20 protein-coding genes are annotated in these 19,967 nt (G+C 71.8%); 9 read left to right on the forward strand and 11 right to left on the reverse strand.

The window, feature by feature from the left end:
- The first annotated feature begins 572 nt into the window (after window positions 1–572).
- Window positions 573–1,331: a dienelactone hydrolase family protein gene (locus tag CLV40_RS16610; protein WP_104479836.1), complete on the forward strand. Its 759-nt coding sequence runs from the start codon at window positions 573–575 to the stop codon at window positions 1,329–1,331.
- 218 nt (window positions 1,332–1,549) lie between these two features.
- A complete protein-coding gene (locus tag CLV40_RS16615) occupies window positions 1,550–2,038 on the forward strand; it encodes a DoxX family membrane protein (protein WP_104479837.1) in 489 nt (162 codons plus the stop codon).
- On the opposite strand, the gene CLV40_RS16620 is transcribed toward CLV40_RS16615, so the two are convergent.
- Window positions 1,992–3,017 (reverse strand): GlxA family transcriptional regulator, encoded by a 1,026-nt coding sequence (locus CLV40_RS16620; protein ID WP_104479838.1) that lies wholly within the window; start codon window positions 3,015–3,017, stop codon window positions 1,992–1,994. The genes CLV40_RS16615 and CLV40_RS16620 overlap by 47 nt on opposite strands.
- Before the next feature lie 52 nt (window positions 3,018–3,069).
- Between CLV40_RS16620 and CLV40_RS16625 the strand changes: the two genes are divergently transcribed.
- From CLV40_RS16625 to CLV40_RS16635, 3 genes are read left to right on the forward strand one after another with little or no spacing between them, the layout of a single operon-like run.
- A complete protein-coding gene (locus tag CLV40_RS16625) occupies window positions 3,070–3,471 on the forward strand; it encodes a cupin domain-containing protein (RefSeq protein WP_219824000.1) in 402 nt (133 codons plus the stop codon).
- Entirely contained in the window at window positions 3,468–4,154 is a 687-nt protein-coding gene (locus CLV40_RS16630) for an RraA family protein (protein WP_104479840.1), read from the forward strand. The genes CLV40_RS16625 and CLV40_RS16630 overlap by 4 nt, the downstream gene beginning before the upstream one ends.
- Window positions 4,155–4,208: 54 nt before the next feature.
- Complete coding sequence (locus CLV40_RS16635; RefSeq protein WP_104479841.1) at window positions 4,209–4,850, forward strand: maleylpyruvate isomerase N-terminal domain-containing protein; 642 nt, start codon at window positions 4,209–4,211, stop codon at window positions 4,848–4,850.
- Window position 4,851: 1 nt separating this feature from the next.
- Here the strand turns inward: CLV40_RS16635 and CLV40_RS16640 are convergent, their stop codons facing one another.
- Together CLV40_RS16640 and CLV40_RS16645 are read right to left on the reverse strand one after the other, a co-directional pair.
- Window positions 4,852–5,556 carry a CBS domain-containing protein gene (locus CLV40_RS16640; RefSeq protein ID WP_104479842.1) on the reverse strand — a complete coding sequence of 235 codons (705 nt, stop codon included), beginning with the start codon at window positions 5,554–5,556 and terminating at the stop codon, window positions 4,852–4,854.
- A gap of 236 nt (window positions 5,557–5,792) precedes the next feature.
- Window positions 5,793–7,190 (reverse strand): cytochrome P450, encoded by a 1,398-nt coding sequence (locus tag CLV40_RS16645; protein WP_104479843.1) that lies wholly within the window; start codon window positions 7,188–7,190, stop codon window positions 5,793–5,795.
- 195 nt (window positions 7,191–7,385) lie between these two features.
- Between CLV40_RS16645 and CLV40_RS16650 the strand changes: the two genes are divergently transcribed.
- Window positions 7,386–8,297: an NADP-dependent oxidoreductase gene (locus CLV40_RS16650; protein WP_104479844.1), complete on the forward strand. Its 912-nt coding sequence runs from the start codon at window positions 7,386–7,388 to the stop codon at window positions 8,295–8,297.
- Window positions 8,298–8,310: 13 nt separating this feature from the next.
- Window positions 8,311–9,333 carry an MFS transporter gene (locus CLV40_RS16655; protein WP_104479845.1) on the forward strand — a complete coding sequence of 341 codons (1,023 nt, stop codon included), beginning with the start codon at window positions 8,311–8,313 and terminating at the stop codon, window positions 9,331–9,333.
- Here the strand turns inward: CLV40_RS16655 and CLV40_RS16660 are convergent.
- The 6 genes from CLV40_RS16660 to CLV40_RS16685 form a co-directional block, all read right to left on the reverse strand.
- On the reverse strand, window positions 9,330–9,965 hold the full coding sequence (locus CLV40_RS16660) for a TetR family transcriptional regulator (protein WP_104479846.1): 636 nt from the start codon (window positions 9,963–9,965) through the stop codon (window positions 9,330–9,332). The genes CLV40_RS16655 and CLV40_RS16660 overlap by 4 nt on opposite strands.
- Window positions 9,941–11,476, reverse strand: a complete 1,536-nt coding sequence (locus tag CLV40_RS16665; protein WP_104479847.1) for a hypothetical protein — start codon at window positions 11,474–11,476, stop codon at window positions 9,941–9,943. Before CLV40_RS16665 ends, CLV40_RS16660 begins: the two co-directional genes overlap by 25 nt.
- Window positions 11,469–12,653, reverse strand: a complete 1,185-nt coding sequence (locus CLV40_RS16670) for an FAD-dependent monooxygenase (RefSeq protein WP_104479848.1) — start codon at window positions 12,651–12,653, stop codon at window positions 11,469–11,471. The genes CLV40_RS16665 and CLV40_RS16670 overlap by 8 nt, the downstream gene beginning before the upstream one ends.
- 406 nt (window positions 12,654–13,059) lie before the next feature.
- Window positions 13,060–13,860: a ferritin-like domain-containing protein gene (locus tag CLV40_RS16675; RefSeq protein WP_219824001.1), complete on the reverse strand. Its 801-nt coding sequence runs from the start codon at window positions 13,858–13,860 to the stop codon at window positions 13,060–13,062.
- Window positions 13,857–14,675, reverse strand: coding sequence for a ferritin-like domain-containing protein (locus tag CLV40_RS16680; RefSeq protein ID WP_219824002.1), 819 nt, complete (start codon window positions 14,673–14,675; stop codon window positions 13,857–13,859). The genes CLV40_RS16675 and CLV40_RS16680 overlap by 4 nt, the downstream gene beginning before the upstream one ends.
- A 48-nt stretch (window positions 14,676–14,723) precedes the next feature.
- The gene (locus tag CLV40_RS16685) at window positions 14,724–14,990 is read right to left on the reverse strand and encodes a helix-turn-helix domain-containing protein (protein WP_245931336.1); all 267 of its coding nucleotides are present in this window, start codon (window positions 14,988–14,990) and stop codon (window positions 14,724–14,726) included.
- Window positions 14,991–15,147: 157 nt separating this feature from the next.
- On the opposite strand from CLV40_RS16685, the gene CLV40_RS16690 reads away from it, so the two are divergent.
- Window positions 15,148–15,825 carry a GNAT family N-acetyltransferase gene (locus CLV40_RS16690; protein ID WP_146108066.1) on the forward strand — a complete coding sequence of 226 codons (678 nt, stop codon included), beginning with the start codon at window positions 15,148–15,150 and terminating at the stop codon, window positions 15,823–15,825.
- Window positions 15,826–15,956: 131 nt separating this feature from the next.
- On the opposite strand, the gene CLV40_RS16695 is transcribed toward CLV40_RS16690, so the two are convergent.
- Window positions 15,957–18,056: a M6 family metalloprotease domain-containing protein gene (locus CLV40_RS16695; RefSeq protein WP_181043550.1), complete on the reverse strand. Its 2,100-nt coding sequence runs from the start codon at window positions 18,054–18,056 to the stop codon at window positions 15,957–15,959.
- A 265-nt stretch (window positions 18,057–18,321) separates the two neighbouring features.
- Between CLV40_RS16695 and CLV40_RS16700 the strand changes: the two genes are divergently transcribed.
- On the forward strand, window positions 18,322–19,269 hold the full coding sequence (locus CLV40_RS16700) for a hypothetical protein (protein WP_104479852.1): 948 nt from the start codon (window positions 18,322–18,324) through the stop codon (window positions 19,267–19,269).
- A 137-nt stretch (window positions 19,270–19,406) separates the two neighbouring features.
- Here the strand turns inward: CLV40_RS16700 and ssuE are convergent, their stop codons facing one another.
- Window positions 19,407–19,964, reverse strand: coding sequence for an NADPH-dependent FMN reductase (ssuE, locus tag CLV40_RS16705; RefSeq protein WP_104479853.1), 558 nt, complete (start codon window positions 19,962–19,964; stop codon window positions 19,407–19,409).
- Between the last annotated feature and the right edge of the window lie 3 nt (window positions 19,965–19,967).

A 19,967-nucleotide genomic window follows, 5' to 3' on the forward strand; every position in this document is an offset into this window, starting at 1 on the left:
CGCCGCAGTCGGCAATTCGCACCGTGGTCGGTGGCTCGGAACCGAACTGCCGCGTGAGCCGGAACCCACGGCGCCGGACAACCCCTCGATGGTGCCACCACCGACCTGGCCTGCCGCGACTCGCTCCCGCACACGCCTCGCGCCGCTGTTGCGCGGCCCTGGCGACCCGCGACGCGCAAGCGCCCCGACTGGCGCTTTTCAAGATCCCCCCAGGCCCCGAACACACGACCCCTCCCACCTGCGGGCAGGCCCCTGAGTGATCCTATCGTCGCAGTTCAGAGCGCTGGAAGGCGGCGAATCGGCGCTGTGGACGAACAGCGGGCATGTGGACAACCTGGGGCGCGAGCGAGTGACAACCTCAGCCCCCGATGCGGGTGACACCGGCCCAAGCCCGCAGGTCGGCGCCTGGCGATCCACTCGGGAGCGGAGACGCGCTAGGCTGGTGGTGATGTCTACCGGGACGGCGTCTGGCCACACACGGATTGGTGACCCGGTGCTCCACTGAGCGCCGCGCGGGCACCGCCTCCTTTCGGGTTGATCGCAAGCTCATCGACCTCGACAAGGAGACCGCAATGCCCACGAAGACCCTCCTCATCCCCACCCCCGACGGCGAGGCCGACGCGTTCGCCGCGTTCCCCGACGGTGGCCCGCACCCAGCGGTGTTGCTCTACCCCGATGCCTTCGGCCTACGGGCCGAGCTGGAGGACAAGGCGCGCGAACTGGCCGGGCACGGCTACTACGTCCTCGTCCCCAACCTCTTCTACCGCCACGGCCCGGCGCCGGTCGTCGAGCTGCCCGAACGCATCGACCAGGACTCGCGGCCCGCCCTCATCGCCAGGCTCATGCCGCTCATCGAGGCGCACACCACCGAACGCGCCCTCCGGGACGCGGACGCGTACCTGCGTTTCCTCGCCGAGCAGGCCGAGGTCAAGCCGGGACCCGCCGCCGCGATCGGGTACTGCATGGGGGCCGCCCTCGCGCTGCGCACCGCCGCCGCGCACCCGGATCGGGTGGCCTCGGCCGCCGGGTTCCACCCCGCCGGGCTGGTCACCGACAAACCCGACAGCCCGCACCTCCTCGTCCCGACCATCGCCGCCCGGGTCCACCTCGGGCTCGCGGTCAACGACATGACGCCCGAGGCCATCGGTGTGCTCACCGGGGCCTTCGACGACGCCGGGGTCCAGCACACCACCGAGGTCTACCCCGACACCGTGCACGGCTTCACCATGTCCGACACCGCCGCGTTCAACCCCGACGCGCTGCGCAGGCACTGGGATCGACTGCTGCCGCTCCTGCGTGGTGCGCTCGTGGCGGAATCTGCTGGCGCGTAAGCGAAGCAGCACGGCGGCCCGGTCGGACGCGCGGCGATTTGTCCGATCGAGCACCAACGACCCATTCCCAGTTTTGTTGCCCGACAAGGTGTTGGTAAGTCTCGCAACGTCCACCGTGGTCTAACCGCTTACCCATCAAGGGAAACAATGGTCTAGACCAACGATCTTGGCTGGCTTACGCTGGTCGGAACGTCGTGGGTGGAAACGGGTGGTGGGTCATGGGGCTGCGGGAGCTGTCGACGAGGGCCGCGGGTGGGGGCGGGGTCGCCGGGGTGCTGGACAACGCCGAGCGGGTGCTGGGTCGCGTCGCCATCCCCGCCCTGCGGTTCTCCCTCGGGTTGGTCTACGTCTGGTTCGGGCTGCTCAAGGTGATCGGGCAGTCGCCGGTCGCCGACCTGGTCGAGGCCAGTGTTCCGTGGGTGCGCGGTCCGTGGCTCGTGGCGGGCCTGGGCTGGGTCGAGATCGTGCTCGGCGTCGCGCTGGTGCTCGGGCGACCGCGGCGGCTGGCCCCGGCCGCCGCGGCCGTCCACCTCATCGGGACGTTCCTGGTGTTCTTCGAGGCGCCCGGCATGGCGTTGCGGGACGGGAACGTCCTGCTGCTGAGCGCGACCGGCGAGTTCGTGCTCAAGAACCTCGTACTGGTCTCCGCCGCGTTCGTCCTCATCGGACTCGGTGGCCGTCGACCGGCACCGGAGAATCCTTTGTAGACAGCGCACCGAACCGCTCGCGGTAGGCCGACGGGGTCAATCCGGTGTGGCGGCGCAACTGGGCCCGCAGGTTCGCCTCGGAGCCCAACCCGCTCGCCGCCGCGACCCGGTCGAGCCCGCGCTCGCCGCGCTCGATCAGCCTGCACGCCACCGTGACGCGCTCGGCGGTCAGCCAGGCCAGCGGGGTCGTGCCGAGCTCGGCGCGGAACCGCCGGTGCAGCGTCGCCGGGCTGGTCGCCGCGCGCCGGGCCAGGTCGGCCACCGTCAGCGGGCGGTCGAGGTGGTCGCGGGCCCAGGCCAGCAACGGGGCCAGCGAGGTGTCGACCACCGCGGGCAGCGGCCGCTCGACGAACTGCCGCTGCGTGCCCTCCCGCCTGCCCGCGAACACCAGCCGCCTGCTGACCGCGTTGGCGATCTCCGCGCCGTGGTCGCGCTGGATCAGGTACAGGCCCAGGTCCAGCGCCGCCGCACTACCCGCCGCCGAGAGCACCGGGCCGCGGTCGCCCGTGCCGCTGTCGTCGACGAACAGCACGTCCGGCTCCAGCCGCACCCGCGGGTACCGGCGCGCGAACTCGGCCGCCCACCGCCAGTGCGTGGTCGCCCGCCGCCCGTCCAGCACCCCCGCCTCGGCCAGGGTGAACGCGCCCGCGCAGAAGCTGACCAGCCGGGCGCCGCGCTCGGCCGCGCGCCGCACCGCCGCCAGGATCGCGGGCGACGGCGGCCGGGTCGCGTCGGGTCCGTTCTGCACGATCACGGTGTCCGCGGTGTCGGCCGCGGCGAGCCGGTGCGGGGACGACAGGGTGAACACGCCCAGGTGCATCCGGACACTCGGCGTGTCGGTGCACACGACGAAGTCGTACCAGGGCACCCCCAGTTCGGGGCGCCGCAACCCGAACAGCTCCACCGCCACCCCGGCGTCGAAGGGGTTGGCGCCGTCGTCGACGAGCAGGGCGACCCGGTGCGAGGATTCTTGCGACATGTGCGATTCCTAGCACTCGTGGCGGGGGCGGCGCACCGGGAGCATGGGAAGCATGACCCAACCGATCGACCTCTCCGCCGCGCTCGCGAGCTTCGAGCGGATCTGGAGCCCGCGCGTCGTGGCCACCGTCAACGACTACGACGTGCGCGTGGCCAAGACCAAGGGCGAGCACGTCTGGCACGTGCACAACGACACCGACGAGTTCTTCCTGGTGCTCGACGGGCAGTTGCGGATCGCGCTGCGGGAGGAGGCGGGGGAGCGGGAGGTCGTGCTGGACCGGGGGTCGCTGTTCGTCGTCCCGCGCGGGGTGTTCCACAAGCCGTCGTCGCCGGCGGGGGCATCGGTGCTGGTGGTCGAGCCGTCCGGGACGTTGTCGGTGGGTGATGAGCACGACGAGGTGCCCGACCACGTCGATGTCACCGTCGGTCACCCGCTCGCAGGCGATGCCAGGTGAACGAGAGGTTTGCGAAGCTCACCACAGCGCACCTCACCGATGCGTGCGTGCGGCTCTGCATCGAGGTCCGTTGCGTGTCGCTGCGCACCGTTGTCCCAGGTGGTCGGGTCGCTGGCCGGGTGTTGCCCGCGCGGCACGCCGGGAGCGTCGACGTGTTCCTGGAGGCCATCGACGCGGCCGAACCGGGGGACGTGCTGGTCGTGGACAACGGCGGACGGCTCGACCACGCCTGCGTCGGGGACCTGGTCGTGCTGGAGGCATGGGAGGCCGGGCTCGGCGGGGTGCTGGTGTGGGGGCTGCACCGCGACACCGCCGACATCGCCGCGATCGACCTGCCGGTGTTCAGCCTCGGTGCGATCCCGACCGGCCCGTTGCGCCCGGAGACCCGGTCCCCGGACGCGTTGCTGTCGGCGACCGTCGGCCCCTGGACGGTCACCGCGCGTGACGCCGTGTTCGGGGACGAGGACGGCGTCGTGTTCGTCCCCGCCGACCGGGTCGACGACGTCCTCGGCCGCGCCGAGCGCATCCGCGACACCGAACGCGCCCAGGCCGACCGCATCCGCGCCCGGACGCCGCTGCGCGCCCAGGTCCGGTTCGCCGACTACCTGACCCGCCGCGCCGCCGACCCGGCGGTCACCTTCCGCGAGCACCTGCGGTCCGTCGGCGGGGCGATCGAGGAATGACGCCGGTGTCGGGCATGATCGTCATCAACCGAACTACGACGTTGGGGGCACCCGTTGACTGACATCGCCGAGGACCTGATCGCCACCGCCCGCGTCGCGGGCACCCTGCTGCGCGACCCGGCCGTGGCCGCCGCCTGGGACCGGCCCAGCGCGCTGCCCGAGTTCGGCGTCTCGGGCCTGTGCGGGCACGTGGCCAACCAGGTCCTGCTGGTGCCCGCCCTGCTCGCCGCCGACCGCCCGGTCGCCGAGACCATCCCGCTGCTGGACCACTACTCGCGGTCGCTGTGGGTCGACGCGCCGGTCGACTCGGAGATCAACACCGGCATCCGCGACGGCAGCGAGCGGATCGCCGCGGACGGTCCCGCCGAACTGTTCGCCCGCTACGACGCGACCGTCGACGAACTGGCGCGCACCCTGCCCGGGACCGACCTCACCCGGCCCGTGCAGGCCCCGTTCTGGCCGACCTGGTCCCTGACCCTGGGCGATTTCCTGATCACCCGGATCATGGAGCTGGTCGTGCACGGCGACGACCTCGCCGTCAGCGTCGACGTCCCGACCCCGGACTTCCCCGACGGCGGCCTCCGGCTGACCCTCGACCTGCTGACCGGCCTGTCGGTCCGCCGCCACGGCGCCCCCGCCGTCCTGCGGGCCTTCAGCCGCGCCGAACGCGCACCCCGGCAGATCAACGCGTTCTGAGCTAGGGGCGGGGTTCGCGGGTGATGTCGACGACCATGCCCTCGGGGATGGTGACGCCGGTGTCATCCCAGGCGTAGGTCAGGCTCGAGCGCACGTCCACGACCCCGTCCACGCGGCGGGTCAACTCGGTGATGACGTCGACCCAGCCGCGCCGCTCCACCTGACCCTCGAAGGTGACCACGCCACCCGCGACCCGGATGACCACCGTGTCGCAGGCGATGCCGAGGGCGCCGCGGAAGACGTCCTGGGCGATCTCCTCGGCGATGTCGTCATCGGCGCGGCGGAACACCGACAACAGGTCCGTCCGGCTCACCACGCCGACCAACCCGCCGTCCTCGTCCACCACCGGCAGGCGCTTGACCCGGTGGTCGGCCATCAGCCGGGCCGCGTGGGGAACGGTCGCGTCGGCGCGCACGGTCACCGCCGGGCTGGTCATCAACTCGCCTGCGGTCGTGCCGCGAGCCCGCACGCGCTCGGCGTGGCGGCGCAGCAGGGCGGGCACGGCGTGCGGCCGTTCCCGCACGCTCTCCTTGGCCAGCAGGTCGGCCTCGGACACCACGCCGAGCACGTGCCCGTGGTGGTCCACGACCGGCAGGCCGCTCACCGCCCGGTCGGCCATGAGTCGGACCAGGTCGGCGAACCCGGTGTCGGGCGGGACCACGGCGACGTCCCGGGTCATCACGTTCTCGATCGTCCTGTGCCGCATGGCGTCCTCCGGTCGGTTCCGTTCGCGGTGATCCGAACGTAGGCCGACGCGCAGGCGCGGCGCTGCCGCCGTAGAGCCTGGTTCCGGTACCCCGAAGGTCCCGTCCCGGTCAGGACTTCGGGTCGTCCGCGTGCCGCCACCGAGTGTCCATAGTGGTCGGACTGGTCGCGGAAGGCGAGGGTGATTGCCGTCGGCGCCGACATGGCCTGCACGAACCGCGTTGTTCGCGATAGGCGTCAGGGCGACCCCGAGTGCGGTCGGCCGGTGTCGTGCTCGGGTGCGGGGGCCACGCTCGCGGGTGGGGTTCGGCGGACGGTGCGCATGTGGAGGTCTTTGGGACGCAGAACTATCGCTGCCGCCGGTCGGACGCGGCTGCCTTCCGGTAACTCCAGGTCCCAGCGGGCGGTGATCGTGGCCAGGGCGAGCGCCGCCTCGATGAGGGCGAACCGGTCGCCGATGCAGCGGCGGGCACCCGCGGCGAACGGGATGAACGCCGTGCGCGGCGGTGGGGTGCGGTCGGGGGACCAGCGATGCGGGTCGAAGCGTTCGGGGTCGGGGTAGAGGTCTGGGCGGTGGTGGATGACGAAGGGGCTGTAGGCGACTGTCGTGCCCGCCTTCAGGTGGTGGCCGCCCAGGGTCGTGTCGGCGGTGAGTTCCCGGGTCAGCAGCCAGGCCGGGGCGCGTAACCGCAGGGTTTCCTGGATCACCTGGCCGGTGTACCCGAGGTTCGGGATGTCGTCCTGGGTGGCGGGGCGTCCGGACAGGACGGAGTCGACCTCGGCCCGCAACCGCCGGGCGACGGTCGGGTGCGTGGCGATCAGGGCGTGTGCCCACGACAGCACGCTCGCGGTGGTCTCGGTGCCCGCGAGCAGGAACGCGAGCACCTGGTCGGCGATCTCGGCGTCGGACAGGGCGTCGCCGGTGTCGGGGTCGCGGGCGGCCAGCAGCGCGGACAGGAAGTCGCCGCGGTCGGTGCCGGTGGCGCGGCGTTCGGCCAGCAGGTCCTCGACCGTGCGCCGCAGGCGGGTCACCGCGCGGTCGAAGCGGCGGTTCGCGGGCAGCGGCAGCCGGGTGAGCGCGGTGGGCATGGCCATGCGGCGCAGGACACCGGCGACGATCGCCTCCACGTCGTCGTACGCCGCGCGCACCGCGTGCTCCGGCAGCGAGTCGGAGAACAGGGTGGCGGTGAGGACGTTGAGCGTCAGCCGCGACATCTGCTCGTTGACGTCGATCGACTCCCCGTCGCGCCACGCGTCGACGACCCCGTCGATCTGCGTGGCCATCATGGCGGCGTACCCGCGCAACCGGACCGGGCTGAACGAGGGCTGCGCCAGCCGCCGCTGCCTGCGGTGCAGGTGGTGCGGGCAGTTGCTGAGGCTGTCGCCGACCACGTCGCGGGCGCGCTCGATGAACACGCCGCCCTTGTCGTACAAGCGGTCCTCGCGGAACACCTCGTCGGCCAGGTCCGGGTCGCACACCAGCACCGCGGCCGCGGGGCCGAGCTTGATCCGGACCAGACGGTCGGGCCGCGCGGCGAGCCGGGCGAGGAACGCCAGCGGTTCGCGGGCCAGCCGCGGCGCGTGGCCGAGCAGCGGGACCGCGCCTGGGGCAAGGGGAACGGGGGATGTGTCCATGCGCACCACCGGGACAAAAGGGGAAGCGGAGAGGACAACCGATGTTACCTGTCGGACGTTCCCCGGCGGAAGTGTCCCAGCCGTACTTGACCTCCAGCTAAGTCGATATCCGAGACTTCACCGGGAGATCAGCCGGTCGTTACCGGCGTTCCCGGTTAACAGATGCGTCCACAGAGTAGAGACCTGGGGGAGCCCATGCGGGCGATGGCGGTGCGGACCTTCGGCGGTCCGGAGGCCTTGGAAGCGGTGGACCTGCCCATACCCGAGCCCGGTCCGGGGCAGGTGCGGGTCCGGGTGCGCGCGGCGGGCGTGCAGCCTTTCGACACGCGGGTTCGCGCCGGGTGGGCGCCGCCGTCGATCCGGTTGGTGCCGCCGGTGGTGGTCGGCAACGAGTTCGCGGGCGTGGTCGACGCGCACGGCCCCGGTGCCTCCGCCTTCCAGCCGGGTGCGGAGGTACTGGGATTCACCACTCTCGGTTGCTACGCCGAGTACGTCGTGGTCCCCGAGACGCAGATGGTGGCAAAACCGCCCGCGATGCCCTGGGAGGTCGCGGGCGGCTTCCCGGCCAACGCCCAGGGCGCCTACCAGTGCCTGTCCGGCGCGGGCATCCACGAGGGCGACACCGTCTTCGTCAACGCGGCGGCGGGCGCGTTGGGCACCTTCACGGTCCAGTTGGCCAGGGCGTGGGGTGCGTCGACCGTCATCGGCAGCGCGAGCCCGGCCAACCAGGACCACCTCCGCGCGCTCGGTGCCGTCCCGGTCGCCTACGGCCCGGGCATGGTCGACCGGGTCCGGGCGATCAGCGACCGGGTGGACGCGGCGGTCGACCTGCACGGCGTCGACGGGTTGCGGGCCGCGGTCGCGCTGGTCGCCGACCGCCGCCGCATCCGGACCATGGTCGACGACGACGCCGCCACCGAACTCGGCGTCCCGCTCGTCGAGCCGGGCCGTTCGGCCGCGCGCCTGACCGAGCTGTGCGCGCTGTGGGAGCAAGGGCGCATAAAGGTCCACATCAGACACTCGTACCCGCTGGACCGCGCCGCCGACGCGCACCGCGGCAGCGAGACCGGGCACGGGCGCGGCAAGATCGTGCTCACCGTCGACTGAGGAACCCGCGGACATGACTCAGCGAACGCAAGCGGTCGACGAGCCGAAGGTCCGGATGGACGCGGCGCTGCTGCGGGTCGGGCTCGCGGTGGTGCTCGGCGTGCTCGTCTCGGTCGCCGACTCCACCCTGACCGTCGTCGCGATCGGGAGCATCGGCGCGGAGCTGCGCGCCGACACCGGCACCCTCCAGTGGGGCACCGGCGGCTACCTGCTCGCGAACTGCGCCGCCGTGCCCGCGTCGGGCTGGTTGCAGGCCCGGATCGGCGCGCGCACCGCCTGGCTGGCCGGCCTCGGCGGTTTCCTGGTCGCGTCGGTGCTGTGCGGGCTGGCCTGGTCGCCGGGCAGCCTCATCGCCTTCCGCGTGCTCCAGGGCCTGGCGGGCGGGGTGATCGGCATGGTGGCGGTGGTCGTGCTGACCCGCGCCGCCGGGCCGCGGCGGGCGGGCCGGGCGTTCGGCGTGCTCGCCACCCCGTCCTCGCTCGCACCGGTGTTCGCGCCGGTCGTGGCGGGCGCGGTGGTGGACACGTCCGGTTGGCGGTGGCTGTTCTACGGGCAGGTCCCGCTGCTGCTCAGCGCGACCGCCGCCGGTGCCCTGCTCGCGCCGCAGGGTGTCGGCATCGGCATCGCGGGATTCGTCGTCGGCTCGCTGGCCGACCGGTTCGGCGCCCGCCCGGTGATGCTGGGCGGCCTGGCGCTCACGCTGCTGGGCACGCTGCCGTTCACCGCGGCGGCGCGGGACCCGGACGACACGGTGCTGGTGATCGCGTTGGTGCTGCGCGGAATCGGCCTCACCTCGGTCACCATCCCGTTGTCCGCGGCGATCTACCGGAGCCTGCCCGACCCCGCGCAGGTCCCGCGCATCGCCACCATCAGCGCGGTCACCATGCGGCTCGGCGGCGCGCTCGGCGGAGCCGGGGCGGCGGTTGCCCTGACCCTGTCCGGGGACTCCGCGGCGGGCTTCGCCACGGCGTTCTGGTGCATGGTCGCCCTGCTGGTCGTGCCGGTCGTGCTCGCGGTGCTGCTGCCGAAGGACTAACGGTTCCGCTCCGCGGTCTTGCGCACCTTGGACCGCAGGGCGCGGCGGGCGACGGGGCCGAGGTCGTCCATGACCTCCAGCAGCACCGCCATCCGGTCCAGCGCGTCGAGCGCGGCCTCGGCGCCCGCCGCGTCCACCCCCTCGAACAGCTCCAACCCGACGAACCCCGCGCACACGGCCCGCGCCAGACCGGCCGTGTCCAGCACCTCGGCCACGGGCGAGTCGGCCAGCAGCCGCTCCAGCGCCCGCTCGACCGGGGTGATCCACAGCAGCAGCGCCGCCGCGGTCGACTCGGCCAGCTCCGCGTCGGCCTGGGCGCCCGCGAGCAGCTGCGCCAGGATGGTGACGTTGCCCGCGTCGCGCTCGGCGGTGTGCAGGTCGCGGCCCAGGGCCAGCAGCTCGCGCAGGTCGGTGACGCTGTCGAGGCGCTCGGCGAACAGCGCGACCCGCGACCGGGTCGCCACCATGCACGTCTCCCGCAGCAGCTGGTGCACGCTGCCGAAGTGGTAGAAGATCAACGACTGGTTCACCCCGGCCGCCGCCGCGATGGCGCGGGCCGAGGCGCCCGTGATGCCGTGGTCGCGGATGGTCGCCACCGCGCCATCGATCAGGCGTTGCCTGGTGTCCGACATGCCACCACCGTAGTGCCACGCGCGCACAGGTACGGGTAGGACAGCGCCAAGCCCAGGGCGGTGAACCCGATCCCGGCGTAGACCGGGGCCAGGTGCCAGAAGTCGGTGTAGTGGATGCCGCTGTGCACCAGCACCGCGGGCAGGAACCCGGTCGCCGCGGCGACGGCGAGCGACCACCACACCCAGACCGCGCCCGGCCGCCACCCCCAGGCCGACAGCAGCGTGATCGCCACGGCCGCGGACAGCAACGCGCCGCCGAACCCGGCCCGGTCGTGGGCGACGAACGCCACCAGCCGGTCGGACAGGGTGCCCGCGTCGACGCCGAGGTAGGTGAGGTCGCTGGCGACGAACACATCGGACAGCCCGACCAGCGACACCACCGCGCCGCCGATGAACAACCCGATGCCGGTCACCACCAGCAGCAACTGCCCGACCAGCGCCCACCGCCGCTCCCGTTCCCGCGCGGTCGGCGGAGTTGTCCACTGTGGAGGGTCGGTGCGGGGCAGCGTGGCGGCCAGGAACATCGGGAACAGCACGACCGCGACCGCGGTGTGCAGCGGCTCGACGAAACCGAGACCGATGAAGTAGACCAGCGTGCTGAACCCGATCCAGCCGGAGACCGCGTACGCATCGCGCGCCCACGGGTGGCCGCGGCGCAGGCCGCCGAGGGCGAGGGCGGTGTAGAGGACGCCGATCGTGACCATGGTGCCCGCCATGGTGATCCGGTCGTGCTGGAGGAAGCCGACGAGGTGGTGGTTGACCGCGTGCAGCCCGGCGAGGTCGGTGCCGAGCAGGTCGCGGTCGTACCAGAGCAGCACCGGGCCCAGCGTGATCGCGGCGGCGCCGAGGCCCGCGACGACCATGCCCAGCCCGACCAGCGCGCCCCACCACCACGGCGGCCACCGCAGCGGGTTGCGGCCGATGGTGGTCGACGGGGGAGAGGTCGGGGTGGCGGCTTCGATGACCCTGCCGTACCAGCCGGGTCCGGCGTGCAGCAGGACTTCCGGGCGGGCCAGGACGATCGCGTCCGACCCCGTCAGCGCGGTCGCGGCGTCGGTGGTGTCCGGGTCGGCGGTGTGGGTGACCGGCCAACTCGCCTTGACGCCGTCGACGTGGTCGACCAGGGCGGCGGCGACCTCGGGGTCGTCCGTCCGCACGATGACGGGCACCCGCCGGCCGCGCGCCGCCGCCCGCACGGTCTCCACGTCGCCTGGGCCGACCGGTGCGATCTCGAGCAGCCCGGCGCCGACCAGTGGCAACGCGCGCACCGCGGGCACGGCGACGCTCGGCGGCACGACCGCGCCCAACCGGACCCGGATGGGGATTCCCGCGATGGACCCGGCCAGGTGCGCGGGCGGGTGCCGGTGGCCGAGTGCCCGGGCGACCACCCCGCGGCCGCCGGGCAACCGCCCGACGGCCGCGAGGGCGCGCAGCGCCACCAGCCGCGATCGCCGTACCCCCAGCACGGCGTCCGCGATCGGGCGCAACGGGTGATAGGTCCAGTCAGGCATCAGGGACCTGTGACGTCTCGGTCCACGTCCGCGATGGGGTCCACCGCAGGAGGCGTGCCATCGAGGCCATCGTCACGAACTCGGGCAGGGCCCTGGTGACGGCGTCCCGGGTGCGGGCGCCGAACGGACCCGACCAGTGCGACACCGTGGAGAGCCGGGCCGAGCGGCGGGCCACCAGCTGCGCGCGTCGGCGCCTGCGGTGGTCGTAGCGGGTCAGCGCGGACGGGACCGGGTCGTGGTCGAGGCAGTCGGCGAGTACGACCGCGTCCTCCAACGCCTGGCAGGCGCCCTGGCCCAGAGCGGGGGACATGGCGTGCGCGGCGTCGCCGAGCAGTGCCATCCGGCCCTGGGTGAACGAGCGCAGCGGCGGTAAGTCGTAGATGTCGTGCTGCACCACGCGCGTCGGCGGCGCCGCGTCGAGCAACCGGGGGATCGGGTCGGGCCAGCGCGCGAACCGATCGAGCGGCCTGCCCACAACCGCCCCCTGCGGCTCGTCGAAGGACGCCGCGGCGAAGCAGTACACCCGGTTGCCGGGCAGCGCGGTGTAGCCGAACCGAGCACCGCGCCCCCACACCACAGCCGCCGACTCGAGCGGCTCGTCCAGCGGGTCGGTGACCACCCGCCACGCGGTGTGACCGGTGTAGCGCGGCTCGGGAGCGTTCGGCAGGCACAGCCCACGCACCGTGCTGCGCACACCGTCGGCGCCGATCACCACGTCCGCCTCGACCGAGTCCTCGACGCCCCGGTGCTCCGCCACGTAGTCGACGACGACCCGCCGGTCACCGTTGTGCACGTCGACGACCCGACACCCCGGCATGACCACCCCGTCAGGCAGCGCGTCCGCCAGAACCCGCACCAGATCCCGCCGATGCGACACCACCAACGGATGCCCGTGGCGACGGACCAACTCGGCGTTGTCCACCCGCGACAACCACCGACCGTCCCGATCGCGAACCCCGCCCCCGGACTCGACAACCCCCACGTCCCGCACCAGCTCGTCAAGCCCGATCACCCGCAACGCCCGCATGGCGTTGGGCCAGAGCGAGATCCCGGCCCCGACCTCGTCGACCCCGGGCGCGCGCTCCAACACCCGAACCCGCCACCGACGAGCCCGCAGCGCCACCGCCACGGCCAACCCGCCGATGCCACCACCGACCACCACAGCGGTCCGCTCCACGCCCCACCCCCAGGTATTGAGCGTTCGCTCAAACGCTCGAGCAGGAGACTAGAGCACGATTGAGCGATCGCTCAAGAGGGCTCCCGTGCTGCGACGTCGGGTGCACAGTCGGGGGCAACCGGGTCGGGGTACATTGCCCGCCTCGACCACGTGGTGTAATCGGTCGGAGTCGCCTCGTGTTGTCCGGGCCGGTGTTGTGTCGCCGTCCGCCCCGACGACTCCAGCGACCGATCAGGCGGTCGGCGCTTCGCGAGCCCGGGCGCAGGCAGGTGGCGCGATCCCGGCGCCTCGCCGCGTTTCGTGCGTTGACACGTCGGGGGCGGTCAGGCTCTGGGTGCGACTGTTCACAAAGGACCTGTATTCAGTCGGACGACCGTGTATCGACCCAGACCAGGGATCCCGGTGTCTACTTCGGCATGAGCGCGTCGGGCTTGACGGCCTTGTCGACGCCGATGAAGGCGTCCGGGACCGGGTACTGGCCGAGGACGAAGTTCAGGATGGCCGCGTGCATGGCCTCCACCGGCTGGATGGTGGCCGCGGTCATGATGCCGCCCGCGTCGGTCACGTTCGCCGTGGCGAAGGTGTAGGTCTGCGCGGCGGCGTTCTCCAGGTCGAGGGCGAGCTTGGCCACGTCCGGCACCGACTTCGCCGCGCCGAGTGCCTTGACCTGGTCGGCGGTGATGGACAGCGGCGCGTCGGTGATGGTGGGTTTGCCCGCCTTGCTGAGGACCCCGTTCCACGCCCCCGCGTGGTCCTTGTGCTGCTTCATCGCCGTCTGCACGAAGACACCGATCGCGGGCGGCACGGTGCCGAGGGTGCCCTTGCCCGCCGCGTCGAGCGCGCCGGTGTAGGCGGTCACGGCCAGGTTCTCCAGCGCCGCGGCCAAGGCTACGACCTTGAGGTCACCCTCGTAGGTCGCCGCGGCCGTCGTGGCCGGGGGCGCGGCGGTGGTGGTCTTGTTCGACGAACCGGTGTCGTTGCTGGAGCAGGCGGCCAGCCCGAGAGCGCTGACACCACCGACGCCCATCAGGAAACCGCGGCGGCCCGCTGCGCGACCGCGGGTGAGGTGGGCGAGGTTGGCGGAGAACTCGTCGAGCAGCTTGCGCACACCGGGGAAAGTGGACTCGTGCAACTCGTCGAGGTCCCGGGTCATCGCGGCCAGCTCGCGCTCGCTGATCTGCATCTCGGGGCGCTTGTCGGTGCTCACTTGACCGCTCCTTCCTCGACGGGCGAAGCCTTGTCGGTGGGGTAGTACGCGTCGGGGAAGCCCACGCTGCCCGCGGCGTCGGGGAGCTTGGCGGCGTCCGGCGGGAGTGCGATCAACTGCGGCGCGCCGCCGTCGACCAGCGCCTTGACCGCGAGCAGGATCGCCTTGTGCTGCGCCTCCACGCCGGCGACGCCGGCGAAGAGCTGGCGCAGCTCGGGGGTGGAGACCTGGCTGACGTTCTTGGCGTAGGTCTGCGCGGCGACGTCCTCCAGGCTGATCGCCAACGCGACCACGTCACCCGCGCCCTTGATCGTCGGAACCGCCTTCTGCACGACCGCGGCGTACTTGGCGTTCGGGTCGTTCTGCGCCTTGCCGCCGAGCTTGGCCACCGCGCCGTTGAACGCCTCGGCGTGCTCGGTGTGCTGCGCCATCGTCTTCTCGGCGAACGCCTTGACCACGGCGTTGGCGTCCGCGCCACCGATGAACGGCAACGTCAACGCGGTCTTGTACGTCGAGACCGCCAGGTTCTCCAGACTCGCCGCGGTCTGCAGCGCCTGCACGTCCACAGTGGTGGCCGCGGCGGGCCCGGCGGCGAGCAGCGTGCCCGCACCGGCCAACCCGGCGACCAGACCGGTCTTGCCCCAACCGGGCCACATCCCGCCGGGATCGCGTGAGCCGGTTCGTCCCGAGTGGGTCTCCAGCACGGCCTCGACATAGTCATCGAGGTCCCGCTCGGCCGTGCGCATCGCGTCGGACTGCAGGTCATCGGACTCGACCATCAGCTCGCGCAACCCGCGTTCATCGATCGGGCTCACCGCACACCTCCATCGCACAGCGGACCGCGCCACGACCGTGACGACTCCTCACTGCCACAGCCATTCGACAAGACGCGTCCACAAGTGCGCCAACCCGACACACGTCAACCACTCGAACGAGTCGACATCGTCGACCACGAGCATCAGTGGTTGCGAACACGCCAGGTGGCCGTAGCCCCAGCGGGCGGCGATCCGGGTGACGGTGTCCTGGCCGGGTGTGGCGGCCCGCAGGTTGGGGCGGGCGCAGCCGAGTCGGACGCGGCGCAGGTAGGCCACCGGCGTGGTGTCGAGGTGGCAACGGAATGTCAACCGCACCGCCCGGACGTCATGAGCACTACCCGGAACGCCTGGGCGGTGCAGTTGACGCGGCGGTCATCAGTTCACGAGGACCGGCGCACCACAGGTCCACATCGAGGCCGACCGCGCATGAAGTCGTTGGCGTGTGACGCCGCCCGTTTGGTTGACTGGGGTGGTGACCGAGATCGCTACCTCCCTTCCCGAGCTGGTCGAGCGCTGGCAGCGCGGTTGGGGCGCTTCCCGTGGGTTCGACCCCGCGATCCCGTTACCTGGTGGGCTGTCGGTCGAGATCAGGCTGCCGCACCGGCAGACCGAACTGATCTCGCTGACCCCCGACGACCTCGATTCGGTGCGCTCGCTGGTGGACCGCGCGGTGGGCGCCGATGTGCCGGTGTGGCTGACGGTGATGACCTCCCGGCCTGACGAGGTCGATCAGATCATGCGCACGGCCGGGCTCACCACGCTGCCCGATGAGTCCCTGATGTCCGCGGACCTGGCGGTCCACCCGTACCCGGGGCCGCCGGAGGGGTACGCGGTGGAGGTCACGGTCGAGCGGGACGTCGCCACGGCCGTGGCGGTGCACGCCTCCGGCGAGATCGCCGCGCGCGGATATCTGGCGGTGGTCGGAACCGACGGGATCGTCGACATGGTCAGCACGGAGCCCGCGCACCAACGCCGCGGCCTGGGCAGCACGATCATGGGCGCGCTCGCCGAGGCGGGCCGTGGGCTCGGCGCCACCACCGGCTTGCTGCTGGCCAGCCCACAGGGGCGCGGGCTCTACAAGTCGCTCGGTTGGCGGGTGTGCTCGCCCGCAGTGGTCGGCAAACCCGTGTCCGGCGCACCCATCAGCTAACCGGTTCCGCAGGCGGAGTTGGTCGAACTACTACCGGTCACACCACCGACCGATTGTGAACGGTTCCACGCTCTGAGACCGCCGGTCGAGCAGATCCGGGGGTGGGTACGAGGGCCCACCCCCGGATCTCGCTAGCCGTTGATGGTGCAGGTGGTGGTTGCTGTGGCGGTGGTGTTGCTTTCCGAGGTGGCGGTGAAGGTCACTGTCGTTTGGCCGGAGCCGCTGTTTCGCTTCGCGTGCACTGGAACCCGCACGGTCTCGCCGAACTGTGCTGTGGTCAGTGCGTTGGGTACGGCGACAGTCCACTCGGAGTTGTCGGTTTTGGCTGTGACGCGGTAGACGTCGCCGTTGAGGTAGGCGCTGACGTCTTCTGGGTGTTGTCCGGCGGGCTTGGCGCCGGTGCCGGTGTTGGACAACGGGAACGCGCAGGTCGCGACGCCGTCCGGGGCAGGGTTTGCGGATGTGGATTGCACCTGGACGCCGCGCTTCTGCGGGCCCGCGCCGCTGAGTGAGCGGATGGCGACGGTGTAGGACAGGATGCCCTTGTCGTCGCGTTTGATGTCGAGGATGTAGAAGTGCAGGCGGTTGGCCTGGTCGACGTATTCGTACTGGCTGCCGGAGTTGGTGCCCGCGTGGAAGAGCGCGTCGGAGAGTTGGCGGTAGTCGCCGAGGGTGATGGGGACCTTGGTGCCGTTCGGCAGGACGTAGTCGGTCATGCCGATGTCCTGCGGGTTGGCGTCGACCACCCAGGTGAACGGGGCTTCGTCGGTGTTCTTCGTCTTGGCGAGCAGGACGCCGGAGTCCGGGGTGAACGAGTCCGAGCCCATCCGGTCGACGACCTCGACGGTGTAGTTCTGGTAGCCGCCGCCGTCGCAGTACGGGTTGGTGCGGATGTCGCACCTGGTGGACAGGTCGCCCCGGTCGAGCACGATGTTGATGCCGGAGAGCCCGGTCTTGCCCGCCTGCGCCTCGCGCGCGGTGACCTGGGCGATCACCACGCCGGACTTGGCCAGGGCGTCCCGGGACAGGCGCAGGACGTTGGCCTCGTCGAGGAACCCGAGCTTCAGCTTGTTGCGCAACGTGTGCTGGGATCCCATCGACGCGCCCGCGGTGGCCGGGACGACCCAGCGGGAGTGCGGGCCACCCGGGCCGTTGAACGCGCCGCGGGAGAGCATGTCCCAAATACCCGAGTAGTCCCGGCGTTGCGGGGTTCCGAACGGGTTGCCGTAGTTGTCGCCGATGCCGAGGATGTGGGTCAGTTCGTGCGCGAACACGCCCTGCCCCGAACTCTCCGCCTGCGTGGACGAGCCGCTGACCGCGTTGGGCCACAGCGTCGAGGCCGACGCCCACGACGTCCAGTCCACGTAGCGGGTGCGCGCCCAGTTGGGCAGTGCCGGGTCGGGTGAGCCGAACGCCTTGGGCACGTCCGCCTTGGTCGCGAACTTGATCGGGCCGAACTCCTGCCAGGTGCTGGTCTCGTCCTGGCCCGCGGACAGGTAGTAGACGAAGTCGAACCCGGCAGGCACCTGCGACCCGGCCGCGGCGACCCAGGCCGCGCGGCCGTCGGCGCGCAGATCGCGGGTGCACCGGTCGCCGGAGGGGCAGGCCGTGCCCGACTGGAACTCCATGCCGTACTCGTGGTCCTTGCCGGGCACGGTGTACGGCCCGAACGCCTTGAGGTCGACGCCGAAGCGCCCACCGGAGTTCTCCATCCAGTACTCGTGCACCGTGTGGCCGCGGTTGAGCGCGCCCGGCTTGTTGAGGAAGTCCTGGTAGAACTGCCCGACCTGGGCGCGGGGGATGTCGTGCGCCTCGGTGCCGGGGTTGCCGAACACCGTCGAATGCGCCGGTTGCGTCACGACGAACGGCTGGTTCCGGTAGTCCAGCAGGACCAGCGCCCCCTTGAACGTGCGCTTCGACCCCTTGACCGCCGGGTCGGCCCAGTTCGTACCGGGGATCTCGCGGTAGTCCCGCTCCCACGTCATGTGGTCCGGGTTGACCCAGTTCTGCGGGTCGATCGGCCCGGGTAACCCGTCGAGCGCCGTGACCCGCGCACCGTCCCGGGCCTGCTGCCACGGCTGCTGCTGGGGCCAGTGGTCGTACTGCCACTGGTGTTCGAGCGGGGCGGGGGGAGCGGCGATCGCGTTGCCACTCATGGAGAATAGCGTGGCGGTGGATAACAGCGCGCCGATCAGGAGTAACGGGCGCCTGCGAACCTGGGCGAGGTACATGCCGCCTCCGAAGTGTCGATCCACCCATGCTAGCGATCCGGACTGGTCAGGAAACCTTTGCCAGTTAACGGAAATCTCCGGAGGTATACGTTTCACCCCGCCTGATCTGTTATGCCCCCGACCCGGACGGACGGGCGCAATGGGCGCGTCGGTTGAGCGGCCAAGGTGTGTGATCGGCCAGCTGAGAATTTCGTTCCGTACTCTCAACTCCGGCGTCCTATAACGGTGTTACCACTCCATCGACGACCCTGGGGAGAGATTCACGATGACCACTCGATCACGCCTGTGCGCGCTCGCCGTCGGGCTCGCCACCGCCCTGCCGCTGCTGGGCGGTACCACGGCGGCCGCTGCCGATCCGGCCACGGCCGTCGGCGTCAGCGGTTCCGGGCGCGGGCTGCTGCCCGGAGACCGGTTCCCGATGTGGGCCGGTGACCCGATCACCCTCGACCTGGACGCCCACGCGACGCCGCGGCCCGGAAACCCGTGGCGCGCCAACGGCCGGTGGCAGGCGGTGCACACCCGGCCGGACGGCACCCTCCACGCGGCGTTCGGCGGCACCATCGACAGGCTGACGGCGGCAGGCTCGCTCGCCGTGCTCAACGGCGTCGTCACCTGGAAGGACAACCCGGACAACCCTGACCTGCCGATGATCGGCGCCCCGGTCGCGCTGAGCGTCGCGGACCGCCCCGACGGGGACCGCGTCGGCTTCGTCTGGGGCTTCGCGGGCGAGCCGGTCGCCCCGGGGCAGGCGCACGTACCGTTCTTCGCGCTCGAGCAGAGCACGCTCACCGTCCGCACACCGGTGCCGGGCCCGCGCGGCGGCGTTCCCGGCAGTCGGGCCGGTCTGCCCGAACGCCACGTCACGGGCACCCTCGACCAGGGTGACCGCAAGATCACGGTGAACGCGCACGCACCCGCTGGAGCACCGCCGTCGGCGGCGACCGGCACGATCACCATCAGCGACAGCGCGGCAACCACGGTCGACGCGACGGTCACCGAACTCGACGCGAGCGGCCCGACGGCGATCGTCACCGCGACGGTGACGGCAGGCGGCGATCCGTCGTTGATCGGCCGCCGGATCTCGGTGTCCGGCTACGACGGTGGGTCGCTCGACTGGGCGGGTGTGGTGCTTCCGGGGCAGGAAGTCCTGCCCTATCAGGGGATTCTGCCGTGGCGTCCAGCGATCCGGAGTGACCTGACCGTGCTCGATTGAGCACGACCTCGTCCGGGCCTGGGCGCATGACGCCCGGGCCCGGACGCCCGCCGCCGACCGCTGCTTCTGAGGGTGCGTAGTCGGGAGCAAACCGGGCTGTCCTGACTAGGAATGCGACCGGGCGTTTCGGGCTGCGTTCACCCGGGGAGATCGGTCAGGGCTCGCGGTCTTGTGGCGTGGAGGGCGAGGGAGTCGAGGAGTTCGGTGAGGGATTCCGTGACCCGGGTCTGGCCCTCCTCCTCGATCCGCAAGCGGCCGGTCGAGTCGAAGGACAGGTGCTGTTCCAGGAGGAAGTGGCCGCGGAGGACCTGTTTGGGTGACATGGACTGCACGACGGGGCGTAGGCCGTAGTCGATGGCCAGGAGGTGTGCGATCGAGCGGCCGACCGCGAGGGGCGCCACGGTTTTGCCCGCGAAACCGTCCTGGGGGAGGAGGTCCAGGAAGATCTTGAGGAGGCCGGAGAAGGAGGCTTTGTAGATCGGGGTGACGAGCACCACCCCGTCGGCCGCGGCCACCTTCTCGGTGGCTCGGGTGATCGCCTGGTCACCGCGGTCGGCGGAGAGGAGGGGGGCGGCGGGGAGTTCGCGCAGGCGTAGGTGGACGGCGTCCGGGAGGGTGTCCGCCACCAGGTCCGCGAGTGACGCGGTGCGGGAGACCGGTGATGGGCTGCCGGACAGCACGATGATCCTGGACATGGG

It is taken from the genome of Actinokineospora auranticolor (assembly GCF_002934265.1).
Taxonomy (GTDB): Bacteria; Actinomycetota; Actinomycetes; order Mycobacteriales; family Pseudonocardiaceae; genus Actinokineospora; species Actinokineospora auranticolor.